Annotated in this window: 15 protein-coding genes; 6 read left to right on the forward strand and 9 right to left on the reverse strand. The window is 62.7% G+C overall.

Annotated elements, in window-relative coordinates; translation table 11 throughout:
* Positions 1 to 10: 10 nt before the first annotated feature.
* The 5 genes from sufC (at position 11) to U0S50_RS16925 (ending at position 3802) form a co-directional block, all read left to right on the forward strand.
* The gene (sufC, locus tag U0S50_RS16905; RefSeq protein WP_322309914.1) at positions 11 to 841 is read left to right on the forward strand and encodes a Fe-S cluster assembly ATPase SufC; all 831 of its coding nucleotides are present in this window, start codon (positions 11 to 13) and stop codon (positions 839 to 841) included.
* Between the two features lie 121 nt (positions 842 to 962).
* The gene (locus U0S50_RS16910; protein ID WP_322309851.1) at positions 963 to 1691 is read left to right on the forward strand and encodes a SufD family Fe-S cluster assembly protein; all 729 of its coding nucleotides are present in this window, start codon (positions 963 to 965) and stop codon (positions 1689 to 1691) included.
* The gene (locus U0S50_RS16915; protein ID WP_322309852.1) at positions 1688 to 2869 is read left to right on the forward strand and encodes a cysteine desulfurase; all 1182 of its coding nucleotides are present in this window, start codon (positions 1688 to 1690) and stop codon (positions 2867 to 2869) included. Before U0S50_RS16910 ends, U0S50_RS16915 begins: the two co-directional genes overlap by 4 nt.
* A complete protein-coding gene (locus tag U0S50_RS16920; protein ID WP_322309853.1) occupies positions 2866 to 3336 on the forward strand; it encodes an SUF system Fe-S cluster assembly protein in 471 nt (156 codons plus the stop codon). Before U0S50_RS16915 ends, U0S50_RS16920 begins: the two co-directional genes overlap by 4 nt.
* 109 nt (positions 3337 to 3445) lie before the next feature.
* Positions 3446 to 3802 carry an iron-sulfur cluster assembly accessory protein gene (locus U0S50_RS16925; protein ID WP_322309854.1) on the forward strand — a complete coding sequence of 119 codons (357 nt, stop codon included), beginning with the start codon at positions 3446 to 3448 and terminating at the stop codon, positions 3800 to 3802.
* Positions 3803 to 3839: 37 nt separating this feature from the next.
* Here the strand turns inward: U0S50_RS16925 and U0S50_RS16930 are convergent, their stop codons facing one another.
* Complete coding sequence (locus U0S50_RS16930; protein ID WP_322309855.1) at positions 3840 to 4559, reverse strand: extensin family protein; 720 nt, start codon at positions 4557 to 4559, stop codon at positions 3840 to 3842.
* A 34-nt stretch (positions 4560 to 4593) separates the two neighbouring features.
* Positions 4594 to 5985: a cytochrome P450 gene (locus U0S50_RS16935; protein WP_322309856.1), complete on the reverse strand. Its 1392-nt coding sequence runs from the start codon at positions 5983 to 5985 to the stop codon at positions 4594 to 4596.
* Positions 5986 to 6157: 172 nt separating this feature from the next.
* Between U0S50_RS16935 and U0S50_RS16940 the strand changes: the two genes are divergently transcribed.
* A complete protein-coding gene (locus tag U0S50_RS16940) occupies positions 6158 to 7036 on the forward strand; it encodes a hypothetical protein (RefSeq protein WP_322309857.1) in 879 nt (292 codons plus the stop codon).
* Between the two features lie 82 nt (positions 7037 to 7118).
* Here U0S50_RS16940 and U0S50_RS16945 read toward each other — a convergent pair whose 3' ends face one another.
* The 7 genes from U0S50_RS16945 to U0S50_RS16975 form a co-directional block, all read right to left on the reverse strand.
* On the reverse strand, positions 7119 to 8456 hold the full coding sequence (locus tag U0S50_RS16945; protein WP_322309858.1) for a dicarboxylate/amino acid:cation symporter: 1338 nt from the start codon (positions 8454 to 8456) through the stop codon (positions 7119 to 7121).
* A gap of 94 nt (positions 8457 to 8550) precedes the next feature.
* Positions 8551 to 10341: an SLC13 family permease gene (locus tag U0S50_RS16950; protein ID WP_322309859.1), complete on the reverse strand. Its 1791-nt coding sequence runs from the start codon at positions 10339 to 10341 to the stop codon at positions 8551 to 8553.
* Between the two features lie 7 nt (positions 10342 to 10348).
* On the reverse strand, positions 10349 to 11425 hold the full coding sequence (aroC, locus tag U0S50_RS16955; protein ID WP_322309860.1) for a chorismate synthase: 1077 nt from the start codon (positions 11423 to 11425) through the stop codon (positions 10349 to 10351).
* A 3-nt stretch (positions 11426 to 11428) separates the two neighbouring features.
* Positions 11429 to 11959, reverse strand: a complete 531-nt coding sequence (locus tag U0S50_RS16960; protein WP_322309861.1) for an N-acetyltransferase — start codon at positions 11957 to 11959, stop codon at positions 11429 to 11431.
* Positions 11952 to 12779: an SDR family oxidoreductase gene (locus tag U0S50_RS16965; RefSeq protein ID WP_322309862.1), complete on the reverse strand. Its 828-nt coding sequence runs from the start codon at positions 12777 to 12779 to the stop codon at positions 11952 to 11954. The genes U0S50_RS16960 and U0S50_RS16965 overlap by 8 nt, the downstream gene beginning before the upstream one ends.
* On the reverse strand, positions 12776 to 13858 hold the full coding sequence (locus U0S50_RS16970) for a YihY/virulence factor BrkB family protein (protein WP_322309863.1): 1083 nt from the start codon (positions 13856 to 13858) through the stop codon (positions 12776 to 12778). The genes U0S50_RS16965 and U0S50_RS16970 overlap by 4 nt, the downstream gene beginning before the upstream one ends.
* Before the next feature lie 3 nt (positions 13859 to 13861).
* Positions 13862 to 14779, reverse strand: coding sequence for a DnaJ C-terminal domain-containing protein (locus U0S50_RS16975; protein WP_322309864.1), 918 nt, complete (start codon positions 14777 to 14779; stop codon positions 13862 to 13864).
* Positions 14780 to 14821 lie beyond the last annotated feature (42 nt).

The following is a 14821-nucleotide window of genomic DNA, read 5'->3' on the forward strand; positions in this document are numbered from 1 at the left end:
CGGACCGATGATGCTCAAAATTGAAAACCTCCACGCCACCGTCGCCGACAAGCCGATCCTCAAGGGCCTGGCGCTCAGCATCAATGCGGGCGAGATTCATGCGATCATGGGGCCCAATGGCGCGGGCAAGTCGACTTTGTCCTATGTGCTCGGCGGACGTCCGGGCTATGAGGTGACTGAGGGGTCGGTGATGTTCTCGCCCAACGTGATCCCCGGCGAAAGCCGGGGCCCAGACGGGGCGTTGGAAATGGGCCCCGGCTTGCGCCGGGGTGCAGGGACTACCGAGACGCTCGACCTCCTCGCCCTCGACCCGCACGAGCGCGCCGCCGCCGGGCTGTTCCTCGGTTTCCAATATCCGGTCGAAATTCCCGGCGTATCGAACGTCCAGTTTCTGCGCGAAAGCCTAAACGCGCAGCGCAAGGCACGCGGCGAGGAGCCGCTGTCGGGCGGCGATTTCCTGAAGCTCGCGCGCGAGAAGGCGGGGCTGCTCAAGCTCGACATGGACATGCTCAAGCGCCCGGTGAACGTCGGCTTTTCGGGCGGCGAGAAGAAGCGCAACGAAATGGTGCAGATGGGCATCCTCGACCCCAAGCTCGCAATCCTCGACGAGACGGACTCAGGCCTCGACATCGATGCGCTGCGCGTCGTCGGCGACGGGATCAATACGATCATGCGCCGCCCCGACAAGGCGGTGCTGCTGATCACCCATTACCAGCGCCTGCTCGACTATGTGCAGCCCGATTTCGTCCACGTCCTCGCGGGCGGCCGCATCGTCAAATCGGGCGGCCCCGAACTGGCGCTCGAGCTGGAACGCGAAGGCTATGCGGAGATTGCGGCGTGATCTTCAACCGACGCCTTCCTCTGCATCGTCATGCCGGACTTGATCCGGCATCCCGCTTTTCCGGCGACGAAGGAAGCGGGACCCCGGATCAAGTCCGGGGTGACGAAAAGGGTTTGACCCGATGACCGCCGTCCCCACTCGGCGCGACGAAGCTTGGCGCTATAGCGATATCGATGCGGTTGCCGATCTGTGGCCGATCAAGACTGAGCGATTTGTCGTTAGCGAGAATGAAACGCATGCGATGAGCTTTGTGCTCGACGCTACGAAAAGCGTTGCTCGTGATGTCGAGATCGATCTTGAACCCGGTGCACAGCTTGACCTGCACGTCCTCAACATCGCCGGAGCATATGGCCGCCTCACGTTGCGAGCTTTCCTGGGCGAAGGAGCCCGCTTCCATCTTGGCGGCGTCCAGATCGGCGGTGCGGGCCAAACATTGGAAATCGTAACCACGATCCATCATGAGGAACCGGGCGCGGTCAGCAGTCAGACCATTCGTTCGGTTGTAGCGAATAACGCCACCGGCACCTATCTCGGCAAGGTTGCGGTCGCGCGCGATGCGCAGCAGACCGACAGCGAGCAGGATGTGAAGGCGATGCTGCTCGACCGCCGCGCGACCGCCAATGCCAAACCCGAGCTCGAAATCTTCGCCGACGACGTCAAATGCGCGCACGGCTGCGCGATCGGCGAACTCGACGCGATGAGCCTTTACTATCTCCAGTCGCGCGGCCTGCCGCCCGCCGAGGCGAAGAAGATCCTGCTTCAGGCCTTCGTCGCGGGCGTCTTCGACGGCGCCGAGGATGAGGAAAAGCTACAGGCCCTCGCGCTCGCCAAGCTGGGAGAGTTGGTGTGAGCACCGCAACCGCGCTCCGCACCTTCCCCGACGTCCGTGCCGATTTCCCCGGCCTGACCCCCGGCTGGCACTATCTCGACACCGCTGCGACCGCGCAAAAGCCGCAGGCGGTGATCGACGCGACGGTGAACGCGATGGGCCGCGACTATGCGACCGTCCACCGCGGCGTCTACGCGCGCTCGGCCGACATGACGCTCGCCTATGAGGCGGCGCGGCGGCGGATCGCGGCATTTATCGGCGCGAAGGAAGAGCAGATCGCTTTCGTGCGCGGCGCGACCGAGGCGATCAATCTTGTCGCTTACTCGCACCCGCGCAAAGGCCGCGTGCTGCTGTCGATGCTCGAGCATCACAGCAATATCGTGCCCTGGCAGCTCGCGGGCTGGCAGGTCGACGTCTGCCCGCTGACCGCCGACGGCTGCATCGACCTCGATGCCGCCGAAAAGCTGCTGACGGCCGAGCATAAGATGGTCGCCTTTGCGCATGTCTCGAACGTGCTCGGCAGCCCGCTCGACGTCGCGCGCGCCGCCGAGCTGGCCCACCGCGTCGGCGCCGAATTGCTGATCGACGGATGCCAGGCGGTGCCGCGCCTGCCGGTCGATGTCGCGGCGCTCGGCTGCGACTATTATGTCTTTTCGGGGCACAAGCTTTACGGCCCGACCGGTATCGGCATCCTGTGGAGCGACAAGCTCGACCGGTTGCCGCCGTGGCAGGGGGGCGGATCGATGATCGACCGCGTGACCTTTGAAAAGACGACCTATGCCCCCGCCCCGACCCGCTTCGAAGCCGGCACCCCGGCGATCATCGAGGCGCTGGGGCTCGCGGCGGCGGTCGACTATGTCGGTGGCATCGGAGTCGAGGCGATCCATGCGCATGAGACGGCATTGGTGGCGCAGTTGCGCGAGGCGCTGGAGCGCCGCAACAGCATCACCCTGTTCGGCCCCGAAAACAGCGCCGGGATCGTCAGCTTTGCGATGGCCGGGGTGCACCCGCACGACATCGGCACGATCCTGGACGAAAATGGGGTCGCGATCCGTGCCGGGCACCATTGTGCACAGCCGCTGATGGCGCACCTGGGCGTTCCCGCCACCGCGCGCGCCAGTTTCGGGCTTTACAGCAATGCGGACGATGTGACGGCGCTGGTCGAAGGGCTGGCGCGCGTCGAAAGGATTTTCGGATGAGCGAGGACCGGATGATCAAGGTCGAGGAAGTGACCAGCGTCGAAGCGCCGCCGAAGGCGCGCGTCGAGGATAGCGAAACAGCAAGCGAAAAGCTGGAACGCAAGCGCGACTATCTGGAAGGTTTTCTGGCCGCAAAGCCAGCCAGTGCCGATCCGCATGGCGTCGGCGGCGACCTGTATGAAGCGGTGATTGCGGCGCTGAAGGATATTTACGACCCGGAAATTCCGGTGAATATCTATGATCTTGGTCTCATTTACAATGTCGAGATCGACGAAGGACACGCTGTCGTCACGATGACGCTGACCACCCCGCATTGTCCGGTAGCCGAATCGATGCCGGGCGAGGTTGAACTGCGCGTCGGCGCGGTACCGGGGGTCGGCGATGCCGAAGTCAATCTGGTCTGGGATCCTCCGTGGAGCCCCGCGAACATGAGCGATGAAGCCCGGCTCGAACTCGGGATGCTGTAATTCCCTTCCCGCTTGCGGGAAGGCTTAGGGATGGGCGCGGGCCGGATCATCCCTATATTGAAAGGCCCACCCCCGACCCCTCTCGCAAGCGGGAGGGAGGAGATACGGAATGACCGAAACCAAAACCCGCAGCCGTCCCGCAGCCGTGACGCTGACCGCCAACGCCGAAGCACGGATCGCCGCGCTGATGGCGAACGCCCCCGACGGTGCGATCGGTGTCCGCCTGTCGACCCCGCGTCGCGGTTGTTCGGGGCTGGCCTATTCGGTCGACTATGTCAGCGCGGAACAGAAGTTCGACGAGAGGATCGAGACCCCCGGCGGCCTGTTCTATATTGATGGTGCATCGGTGCTGTACCTGATCGGCAGCACGATGGATTGGGTCGAGGATGATTTCGCGGCGGGTTTCGTCTTCAACAATCCCAATGCCAAGGGCGCCTGCGGCTGCGGCGAGAGCTTTACCGTCTGAACCGGCGACCAGCGCGGAAGTGTAACGAAACAGGGCTTTAGCGGCAAGCCGACCAGCCCGCAGTGCGCACCGCCATGTCGAGGTGGAAGTGATCGGCATGCGCCCGGTTATAGTCGGGCGACAGCGTCGTACTGAACAGATCGCACGCCCCATCGCGTACCGCGTGCAGAAAGGCGCCTTTCGCGTCCCCCTTGTCCCAGTCATCCAGAACAGAGACCCGCGTACCGTCGGCCAGGACAAAGGCCGAAATGTCGATGGCGTTCGCAGTGGAATGTTCGCTCTGCGCATCGCGGCCCGCGATCTTGCGGCAATTATAGCTGCCCATGGTCGCGAGACGCACGACCTTTTGTCCAAAATGGCGCTGGGCCAGCGGCTGTACGACGTCGCGGTTCCATAGCGCCATCGCGGCCGTCACGGCGCAACCGGGCGCTACCGCCGCAGGCGCCAGGCTTGGCACCTTTGCGATGCTGGTCAGGATCATGCGCTGGCTGGCCCGGCATGCGCCCTCCCCAATTGGCGCCCGGCGCTCATACCCCGCCCCGGCGCGGTCAAAAGCCGCAAAGCAGGCATCATCGTCGCTGACAAGTTCGCGCAGTTTGCGCTGGGTCGCCCAGCCTTGCAGATGCGCCAGTTCGAACCGCGCCGCCGGATTATGCTGCGGATTGGAACCGATCCACTCCATGCCCCGGATCACGCCAAAAGCGAACAGCAGAACAGCCACGAAGGCGATGAGATAGGGGAGAAAATTCCTCACCATCGCCAAGTGGGACCAAATCGCCCCGCGGGCAAGATCAGAGCGGCTGGAACGTCACGATCAATCCGTCCTTCGGCCGCGGAATCGGCAATATCTGCCATTCGGGATCATAGCCGTCCGCCACCACGATCCGGTGAGTGGTCACGACGTGATGGAAAAATATCTTCGCCTGCATATAAGCGAAATGGAGCCCAAGACACATATGCGCGCCGCCGCCAAAAGGCACCCACGCATATTTGTGCCGCCCGCGCGCGACTTCCGGCGAAAAGCGCATCGGATCGAACCGTTCGGGGTCGGGCCAATGCTCCGCCATCATGTGGGTGAAGGCGGGGCTGACGCCGACCGACGTTCCTGCCGGAATGCGATAGCCGCCAAATTCGAAATCCTTGAGCGCGCGGCGCGGGAAACTCGGCACAGGTGGCACCAGTCGCAATGCTTCCTTGAACGCCCATTCGGTCATTTCAAGCTCACCCAGGCTGTTGTGACCGACACCCTCGCCCGCCGGAGCGACGGCCAGCATCTCTTCGCGCAGCCGGTCCTGCCAATCCGGATTTTTCGCCAGCTGCCAAACAAGCGTGGTGATCGAACTGGTGATCGTGTCGTGCGCCGCCATCATCAGAAAATTCATGTGATCGACGATCGCGCCGACCGAAAGATGATCGCCGTTATCATCTCGCGCGCGGCAGATCTGGCTGAAGATATCTTCTCCGCTGCCTTCGCGCCGTTCGGGCACCATGCGGCCGAAATATTCGACCAGATAGGCACGCCCCTTTACCCCGCGCCCCATCGCCGTGAAGGGCAGCGGCACGCGCACGATGCCGATCGATGCCTGCACCATGTCGACGAACGCTTTGTTCACCTTGTCGGCTTCGGGACCCCACGGAATGCCAAGAAAGCTGGTCGCGGCAAGGTCGAGCGTCAGTTCCTTGATCGCGGGATAGAATGGAAAGGTCCTGCCGCTCCAGTCGGCGATCCGTTTTCCAATCCCTTCGTTGAGGGCATCGGCATAGTGACGCATCGGTTCCGGCTTGAAGGCGACCGACAATGTCTTGCGATCAGCCCGGTGCTTTTCGAAATCCATCAGCATCAGTCCGCGCGGGAACAGCAGGTTCAGCACCGGCCCCCATCCCTGTTCGGACGAGAAGATCTTGTCGCGGTCGAACATGACCAGTTCGTTCGCTTCCGGCCCGTAGAGCGCGACATTGCGCCCGCCAAAGCTGTTGTTACGATATACACGGCCATATTTTTCGACCATCCGGCGCGCGAAGCCGGGATAATCGCGGAGCTGGTCGAGCGTGTTGCCCAGAATCGGCAGACCGTCTTCGCCGGGAATATGGTCGAGCGTGCTACCGGCATTGCGCGGCAGCCAATGCTGCGTTTCCGGACCAAAACGGTCAGCAGGCCACTGAATCTTGGCAGGCGCATTCATCGCAGCATATCCTTCGACAATTCAAATCCGGGGCAGGCTATCGCACTACTGACATCGATGCAAGTAATGCAAAGACACCTAAGCGACTCTATTCACCGCAAATTCAACTCGACTCGTGCAATCATCGACACAGCATGGCGACCGTTTTGCGGCGCCCACAAAGGATTGGCCCATGACCAAGAGCCTGAAAAAACCTCTTTCCATCCTGTTCGGCGCGCTCGCGACCACCGCGCTCGGCGGTTGCTATTACGGCGATGTCCATGGCGCGAGCTATGCCTCCGCCGGGGTCTGTTCCGACCGCTATTATGATTATGACCCTTATGCCTATGACGACGGCTATGGCTATGATTGTTACGACCCCACCGACTATAGCGGCGGCTTCGTCCAGATCGGGTTTGGCGGGGGATGGTACGACCGCTATTATTACCCTGGCTATGGCCTGTGGATGTTCGACAATTATCGCAACCGCTATCCGTTGCGCGGCCATTATCTAAGCTATTGGGGCGGCAGGCGCGCATGGTGGAAACATCACCGCGACGACCGTGGCGACTGGCGCCGCGATGGACACTGGCGCGACCGCGAACGTGATGGCCGTCCCGATCGTCCCGGCCGGCCGGGTCGCCCCGGTGGATGGGACGGACGCGGAGACCGTGACGGAACCCCGGGGACACGCCCGTCCCCCCGACCCGGCAGGGGCACGCCACCCGCCGCCGAAAATCCGGCACGGCCCGATCGCCCCGGGGCCATTCCGGGACGGCGGCCTGGACGCGATGTGATCGAAGGCGGCCGTCCCCCGCGCGAAACGATCGGCGGCGACCAGTTCGAAAGGCCGCGCCGCCCGATCGGGGCTCCGCGCCGCGACCGCGATCCCGATTTCGCCCGCCCTGCTCCGCTAACGCCGCCTGCAATGTCGCGGCCCACTGCTCCGTCGCGTCCACCTAGCGCGGCGCCCACCCCTCGCCCCGCACCCGCAGTGCGTCCGGCTCCGGCTCCACGCCCGGCGACCGAGCGCAACACCAGCCGCCGTATCGAACGGATGCGCGAAGACTAAGGCGTCACCACCCGGCACATACAAGCAAAAGCCCGGCGCCCCCTGAACGGGTACGCCGGGCGCTTTCTTTTTTGGCGCTCGATTAATCGGCGGCAGGCTTGCGCTGATCCTCGACCATATCTTCCTGCAGTTCCAACCCGCGCGCGCCATGATGGGTTGTGTGACTGGGTGCATGGGGGCGATCGGCAAAGGCGGGCTCCTCGACCTCCAGCATGCCTTCCCATTTGGTAATGACGCTGGTGGCAACCGCATTGCCGACAACATTGGTCGCTGTCCGGCCCATGTCGAGGAACTGATCGATCGCGAAAATGAGCGCGACCCCTTCAACCGGCAAGTCGAACATCGCCAGCGTCGCGGTGATGACGACGAGGCTGGCCCGCGGCACGGCGGCGATTCCCTTTGACGAGACCATCAGCGTCAGAAGGATCAATATTTGCGTCTCGATCGGCAGATCGATGCCATAGGCCTGGGCGATGAAAATGGTCGCAAAGCTGGCGTACATCATCGACCCGTCGAGGTTGAAGCTGTAGCCAAGCGGCAGCACAAAGCCCGAAATGCGGCGCGGCACGCCGAAGCGATCGAGCTGTTCGAAGAGCTTGGGCATCGCAGCTTCGGACGACGCCGTCGAAAAAGCGATCAGCAGCGGTTCGCGAATATAGCGGATCAGCGAGAATATCCGCCGCTGCAGGAAGATCGCCCCGACCCCCAGCAACAGCACCCACAGCACCATAAGCGACAAATAGAATTCGGTCAGCAATTCGGCATAGGTACCAAGAATACCCAGCCCATATTGCGCGACCACCTTTGCCAGCGCGCCGAACACCGCGAGCGGAGCGAGGCGCATGACATAGCCAGTGATCTGGAGCATCAGTTCGGCGAGCGCCTCTGCCCCGCGGACGAGCGGCGCACCCTTTTCCCCGAGCGCCGACAGGCCGACACCCGCAAACAGCGAAAAGACCAGGATTTGGAGGACGTTGTTTTCCGCCATCGCCTGGAACACATTCTTGGGAAACACATGCTCGATGAACTCGAACATATCGAGTTTTTTCACCTCGCCCACCGCCTGCGTCGAAGCGGTCAGATCGACACCGGCACCCGGCTGGAAAAGATTGACCATGACAAGGCCGAGGCTGATCGAAATCAGGCTGGCGAGCATGAACCAGATGATCGCGCGCACGCCGATCCGGCCCAGTGCGGTACTGTCGCCCATATGCGCGATGCCCGACACCAAAGTGGCCAGGATCAAGGGCGCGACCAGCATCTTGATCAGGTTGAGGAAGATCGTCGACAGCAGGCCGAAACTCTTCAACCAATATTCGAACGTTTCGGTACCGGCAGGTACGGCGACGCGGACCAGATAACCGGCGACAACGCCCAGTATCATCCCGATCAGAATGTAGATTGTCAGGCGTTTCGCCATTTGGTCATTCCCCTCTTCGCCCACTCGGCAGCGAACCTCAAACAGGCCGCGTATCAGCCCGCGAGATCACGGGCAATCTTCAGATTTCATGTTGTCAAACGAGCAGTGCGATCGCCGCACATGTGGCCACCCCGACGACGATGGTCAGCGGGATTCCAGCCCGGAAAAAATCGATGAAACGATAGTTGCCCGCAGCATAGACCAATGTGTTTGTCTGATAACCGATGGGCGTCGCAAAGCTCGCCGAGGCGGCGAACATGACCGCGATAACCAGCGGATAGGGATCGACGCCCAATTCGCGCGCGACCGCGATGGCCAGCGGCGTCACCAGAATGGCGACGGCATTGTTGGTAATAATCTCGGTCAGCAATACCGACACCACATAGGTGGCGACGATCAGCGCCCATGGCGGCACTTCGCGCAGAAGCGGGGTCAACTCGCGCACCACCAGTCCGACACTGCCCGAGTTTTCGAGCGCCAGGCCGACCGCCAGCATCGCAAAGATCAGGACCAGCACATTGCCGTCGATCGAATCCCAAGCCTCATCGGCATCGATGCAGCGGGTGACGAGGATCAAGCCAACCCCGATGACCGCGGCAACGCCGATGTCCATGATGTTGAAGGTCGCGAGCAGGATCACACCGAGCAGCGCACCAATCGCGATCGGCGCCTTGCTACGCCGGAATTCCCGTTCGCTGGTCGATCCCACGCCATAAAGATGCGGGTTCCCATACATCTGTTCGATCTGGTCGGCCCGTCCGGTCACGAGAACCCGGTCGATCGCCTGAACGCGCGCATTGGGAAGGTCCGGCCCCGGCGTCTTGCGGAAGCGAGCAATGCCGAGAATGCGCACCTTGAGCGCGGACAGGAAAGGAATTTCAACGAGGCGACGGCCGATCGCCGGATGGCTGGGCGCGATCATCGCTTCGACCACCATGTCGCTGTCCTGTGCGATATCGTCATGCCCGGCCGTCAGACCGATCGCCACATTCTTGTTTACACGCAGCGACAGGAGTTCGGCCAGTTCGAGACGCAGGACGAGGCGATCTTCCGCTTCCAGCACTTCATCGGCAACGCCGGTGCGGCGCAGGTTGGCGCCGCGCTTTAACCCGACAAGTTTGACGTTGGCGCGTTTGGCGAAGGGCACATCGCCGACGCGGCGGCCAACCAGATTGCCGCCCTTCAATATGCGAACCTCGGAAAGGAAGCTGCGATGCTCCTGGCTTAACGCGATTTGCGACGGCGTGTCGTCGGGCAGAAAACGACGCGCGATGAACAGCAACGCGAGCACGCCCGACACGCCCGCCACCAAGCCGACCGGCGTGATGGTGAAAATTCCGAACCGGTCGAGGCCATTTTCTTCGGCCACCGCAGCCACGAGCAGGTTGGTTGACGTGCCGACAAGGGTGGTTGTTCCGCCCAAAATACAGACGAAAGACAGCGGCATCAGCAATCGCTTGGCGCTGATCCCCAACGCCACCGCCAGTTTGAGCATGATCGGGATCATCACCACGACGACCGGCGTGTTGTTGAGAAAAGCAGAGGCGACATAAACGCCGAGGAACATTTCCGCGAGGGCCAGCTTGGGATGCCGCTGGGCCCGCGCAATGATGCGGTTCGCAATCGCGTCGAGCGTCCCGGTACGCAGCAAGGCGCCCGACAGGATGAACATCGCGCCGATCGTCACCGGGGCAGGATTGGAAAAGACCGAAAACAGATCCTTGCCCGACAAGATGCCAAGGAAAAGGAATGTGCAGGTTCCCAGGATCGCCACCACCGTCGCCGGGAAGCGCTCCATCACAAAACCCACGAACATCAGCCCCAGAACGATCAGGCCAATAATCGCCTGATATTCCAGGATGACGGTCTGGGCGGACTCGATCATCGCGGTCTTATCCGCACTGGGCCCGATGGAGCAGCTTGTGATCGGCGAGCACCAGCGCCATCATCGCTTCGACGACAGGCACGCCGCGAATGCCCACGCAGGGATCATGGCGCCCCTTGGTGACGATATCGGTCGCTTCTCCCGCGCGGTTGATCGTCGGTACCGGCGTCAGGATCGAACTGGTCGGCTTGAAGGCGACGCGCACCACGACCGGCTGACCAGTTGAAATGCCACCCGCAATGCCGCCCGCATTATTCGACAGAAAATCGGGACGGTTGCTACCATCGGAGGCCGGGCGCATGGGATCGGCATTCTGTTCGCCGCGCAGCCGCGCCGCGCCGAAACCAGCGCCGATTTCGATCCCCTTGACCGCATTGATGCCCATCATTGCAGCCGCGAGGTCGGCGTCGAGCTTGCCATAAACCGGTGCGCCCCAGCCCGCGGGGACCCCGCTTGCCGCGCATTCGATTACCGCACCCAGCGAACTGCCCGCCTTGCGCGCTTCGTCCATCAGCCCTTCCCAACGCTGGGCCGCCGCAGGGTCAGGACAGAAAAAGGGATTGCGATCGATTTCCTCGAGATCGAAATTTGCAGCGTCGATGGCATCGCCGCCGATTTCGGCGACCCAGGCATGAATCTGCACCTCCGGGATCGCCAACCGCGCCACCGCGCCCGCAGCAACGCGCGCAGCGGTTTCACGCGCACTCGACCGGCCACCGCCGCGATAGTCGCGAATCCCATATTTTGCATCATAGGCATAATCGGCATGACCGGGGCGATAGGCCTGGGCGATCTCCCCATAATCCTTCGATCGCTGATCGACATTATCGATCATCAGGCTGATGGGCGTTCCTGTCGTCTTGCCTTCGAACACGCCCGACAGGATGCGGACCTGGTCCGGTTCGCGCCGCTGTGTCGTGTGGCGCGACTGCCCCGGTCGGCGCTTGTCGAGAAAAGGTTGGATGTCGGCTTCGGACAGCGAGAGGCGCGGCGGACAGCCATCGATCACGGCGCCTAGCGCAAGCCCGTGGCTTTCCCCCCAAGTCGTGAAACGAAGAACCCGCCCGAAACTGTTGAAACTCATCACTTACCCCAATCGGCCGAATGCCGGTGCGTAATCTGCGCGGCCGCCTTGCGGCCAAGCCGCGCCGCTGTCCAGCATCATGGCCATGAAATACGGTCCTGCAAAGGGCGAGGTAAATCGCGCCGCAAGTTCGGGGACATAGCCGAAGCGCGGATAATAGTCCTGATGCCCCAGGACAAAGCTGATCGCGATTCCCCGCTCGCGCAGCGTCTGAAGGCCGGCGCGGATCAGCGAACCGCCAATCCCCTGCCCCTGCACATCCGGCGCAGTGGCCACCGGCCCCAACCCGGCACCGGACAGCGAAACGCCGTCGGCTTCAACGTCCATGCGGCTGAACAATACATGCCCCACGATCGCCCGATCGCGCTCCGCAACAAGCGACAGCAGCACATCGCCATCGTCGGCAAGCCGGTGGACCAGTTCCGCCTCGCCCTGATGCCCATATTCGGTCGCCGCAAAGGCCGTGCGGATCAGCGCCTGAATCGCTGCATCATCGGTCGCCGCAGCAGGCCGGATGCAAAGCGGATCAGGCAAGCGTGATGTCCGGTGCGTCTTCCTGCTTCATCCCGACGGTGTGATAGCCCGCATCGACATGATGGGTTTCACCGGTCACGCCCGCCGACAGGTCACTGAGCAAATAAAGCGCCGAACCGCCGACATCGTCGATGGTGACGTTGCGGCGTAGGGGGGCGTTATTTTCGTTCCATTTAAGTATAAGGCGGAAATCGCCGATACCCGAGGCGGCCAGCGTCTTGATCGGTCCCGCCGAAATCGCGTTCACGCGCACCCCTTGCGGGCCATAGTCGTTGGCGAGATATTTGACGCTGGTTTCGAGCGCCGATTTCGCGACCCCCATGACGTTATAGTGCGGGATCACCTTTTCAGCGCCATAGTAGGACAGCGTCAGCAGCGATCCGCCGCCGGCCCCCGTTTCGGGATCGAAGGGCGTCATCATCTCTGCCGCGCGCCGGGCGACGGCGGTAAAGCTGTACACGCTGATGTTCATCGTCATCAGGAAATCGTCGAGCGTCACATCGGCATATTTGCCCCGCAACGCTTCCTTGTTGGTATAGCCGATGGCGTGGACGACGAAATCGATCGTCGGCCAGCGCGCGGCCAGCGTCGCGAACGCCGCATCCAGATTGTCCATGTCGCCGACGTCGCAGTCGATCAGGAAATCGCAGCCCAGCTGATCGGCCAGCGGCTTGACCCGTTTCAGCATCACATCGCCCTGATAGCTGATCGCCAGCTCTGCCCCTTGCGCATGCAGCGCCCTGGCAATGCCCCAGGCGAGCGACTTGTCATTGGCAAGGCCCATGATCAATCCGCGCTTGCCCTTCATCAGACCCGTCATTCCGTTTCTCCGGCTTTCTTGTTTTCGACCAAAGTGTCGTCCGAGCGCCCCATAGCGTCATGTCCCAAATCCTCAACCTCGACGAGCGCGGCGTTGAGTTCGGCACCCATCACCATACCCAATCCGACGAGGTAGAAAAAGAAGAGCGCGATCATGACGCCCGCCAGGCTGCCATAAGTGGCGTCATAGCGGAAAAGGCCCGCAAGCAAAGGCGGCAGCGCCAGAGTGACCCCGATCCACCACAAGGTGGTGAAAAGCGCCCCCGGCCATTTGGGGAATTGCCGCCCGCGATATTTCGACGGGGTCAGCGACAGGAAGAGGAAATAGATCGCGACGAACAGCCCCACCCCCGACACGCCCCGCGAAATGGCGACGACCCCGGCCGCCTGATATGCCTGGGGCAGGACGCGGCTGACGAATTGTTCGACCCCGACGATCAGCACCTGCATACTGAACGACAACAGCATCAGCACCACCGCGCCCGTCACGATCCCGATCGACAGCAAGCGATAGTGAAAGAAGCCCCGGCTGAAATGGGTGCCATAGGCGCGCCGCAGAATATCGCGGATCGTTTCGATGAGATTGCCCACCGTCCACAGCGCGACGAGCGCGCCCAACCACAAAAAGGGACCGGTCCGCGCGTTCATCACCTCGCGGATCGGTTCGGCGAGTGCCCCCGCGACCGACGGCGGCATGGTCGAAAACACCGCCTCGACCGCTTCCTCTCCGCCGATGCTGCCGCCCACGAGGCTGAGCACCGCGGCGAGCAGGATGAAAAAGGGAAACAGGGCGATCAACGCCAGATAGGCGAGGTTTCCGGCGTGAATGAAGCCGTCGGTATAGGTGCCCACAACGACGCGCCGCAGCACGCGGAACAGCCGGGTTCCAGGACCGATTCTTTCCCGGCTGCGATCGAGCAAACCCTGCGCCCGCCCACGCAGCTTGATCCGCTTTTCGCGTTCGGCACGTGCCTCGGGGGAATGGGGCGAATGCCCTTCGGCCAGATATTCCTGATCGACTTCGGCGGCTACCTCGCGCGCCAGCGCATCGGCCGCTTGCTGCTCGAAGCGATCAGCCACGCATCACACGCCAAGGTCCGCCCGCACCGCGCGACCGTCGGCCCACGCCTCGATCAACTTGGCGAGATCGGCATCATCGGCCGGAATATCGACCATCAAGCGAACAAGCTGGTCACCGCGCCCGCCGCCCTTTTGCGAAAAGCCCTTGCCCTTGAGCCGCATCACCTTGCCCGAGCTGGACCCGGCGGGGATCGACAGCATCACGGGCCCGTCGACGGTCGGCACCTTGATCTTTGCGCCCTTGACCGCCTCGGTCAGGGTAATCGGCAGGTCGAGGCGAATATGGGCGCCCTCGCGCACGAAAAAGGGGTGATCGCGCACGGTGATCGTGACGATCCCGTCGCCATGACCGCCCGGCCCCGCCTGTCCCTTGCCGGCCAGCCGCATCTGCGTGCCGGTTTCGACCCCGGCCGGAAGTTTGAGATCGATGGTCCCGCCATCGGCCAGTGTGATGCGTTGCGGCGCCTGGGTCGCGGCATCGACGAAATTGACCGCCAGCCGATAGGCGACGTTCGCACCCTTTGCCGGGGGAGCGCTGCGCCCGCCGAAGCCGCCAAAGGGATTTCCGCCGCCACCCCCACCGCGACCAAACAACCCTTCGAAAATGTCGCCGAAATCGGCCCCTTCGCCGCCGAAGCCGCCCTGGCTGGCGCGCGGATCGCCGCGAAACCCGCCACCATAGCCATAGGGCATGGCCGGATTGCCGTCGCCGTCAATCTCTCCGCGGTCGAACTGCGCCCGCTTCGTCTTGTCGGACAGCAGGTCATAGGCCTTGGTCACATCGGAAAAGCGTTCCGCCGCCTTCGGATTGTCCTTGTTCCGGTCGGGGTGCAATTCCTTTGCCAGCTTGCGATACGCCGATTTGATCTCGGCCTCGCTCGCGCTTTTCGCCACGCCCAGGGTGGAATAGGGATCTGCCATAACTCTTCTGTAGCCCGATTTCGCATGGGCCGTGAAGGCCCG

Origin of the sequence: Sphingopyxis sp., from assembly GCF_034380315.1 — a bacterium.
Taxonomy (GTDB): domain Bacteria; phylum Pseudomonadota; class Alphaproteobacteria; order Sphingomonadales; family Sphingomonadaceae; genus Sphingopyxis.

Bases quoted from the DNA above. Each gene is read 5' to 3' on its own strand.
- U0S50_RS16920 (WP_322309853.1), top strand. From the start codon at position 2,866: ATGAGCGAGGACCGGATGATCAAGGTCGAGGAAGTGACCAGCGTCGAA.
- U0S50_RS16925 (WP_322309854.1), top strand. From the start codon at position 3,446: ATGACCGAAACCAAAACCCGCAGCCGTCCCGCAGCCGTGACGCTGACC.
- U0S50_RS16975 (WP_322309864.1), bottom strand. From the start codon at position 14,779: ATGGCAGATCCCTATTCCACCCTGGGCGTGGCGAAAAGCGCGAGCGAG.
- aroC (WP_322309860.1), bottom strand. From the start codon at position 11,425: ATGAGTTTCAACAGTTTCGGGCGGGTTCTTCGTTTCACGACTTGGGGG.
- U0S50_RS16940 (WP_322309857.1), top strand. From the start codon at position 6,158: ATGACCAAGAGCCTGAAAAAACCTCTTTCCATCCTGTTCGGCGCGCTC.
- U0S50_RS16945 (WP_322309858.1), bottom strand. From the start codon at position 8,456: ATGGCGAAACGCCTGACAATCTACATTCTGATCGGGATGATACTGGGC.
- U0S50_RS16910 (WP_322309851.1), top strand. From the start codon at position 963: ATGACCGCCGTCCCCACTCGGCGCGACGAAGCTTGGCGCTATAGCGAT.
- sufC (WP_322309914.1), top strand. From the start codon at position 11: ATGCTCAAAATTGAAAACCTCCACGCCACCGTCGCCGACAAGCCGATC.
- U0S50_RS16930 (WP_322309855.1), bottom strand. From the start codon at position 4,559: ATGGTGAGGAATTTTCTCCCCTATCTCATCGCCTTCGTGGCTGTTCTG.
- U0S50_RS16935 (WP_322309856.1), bottom strand. From the start codon at position 5,985: ATGAATGCGCCTGCCAAGATTCAGTGGCCTGCTGACCGTTTTGGTCCG.
- U0S50_RS16950 (WP_322309859.1), bottom strand. From the start codon at position 10,341: ATGATCGAGTCCGCCCAGACCGTCATCCTGGAATATCAGGCGATTATT.
- U0S50_RS16965 (WP_322309862.1), bottom strand. From the start codon at position 12,779: ATGACGGGTCTGATGAAGGGCAAGCGCGGATTGATCATGGGCCTTGCC.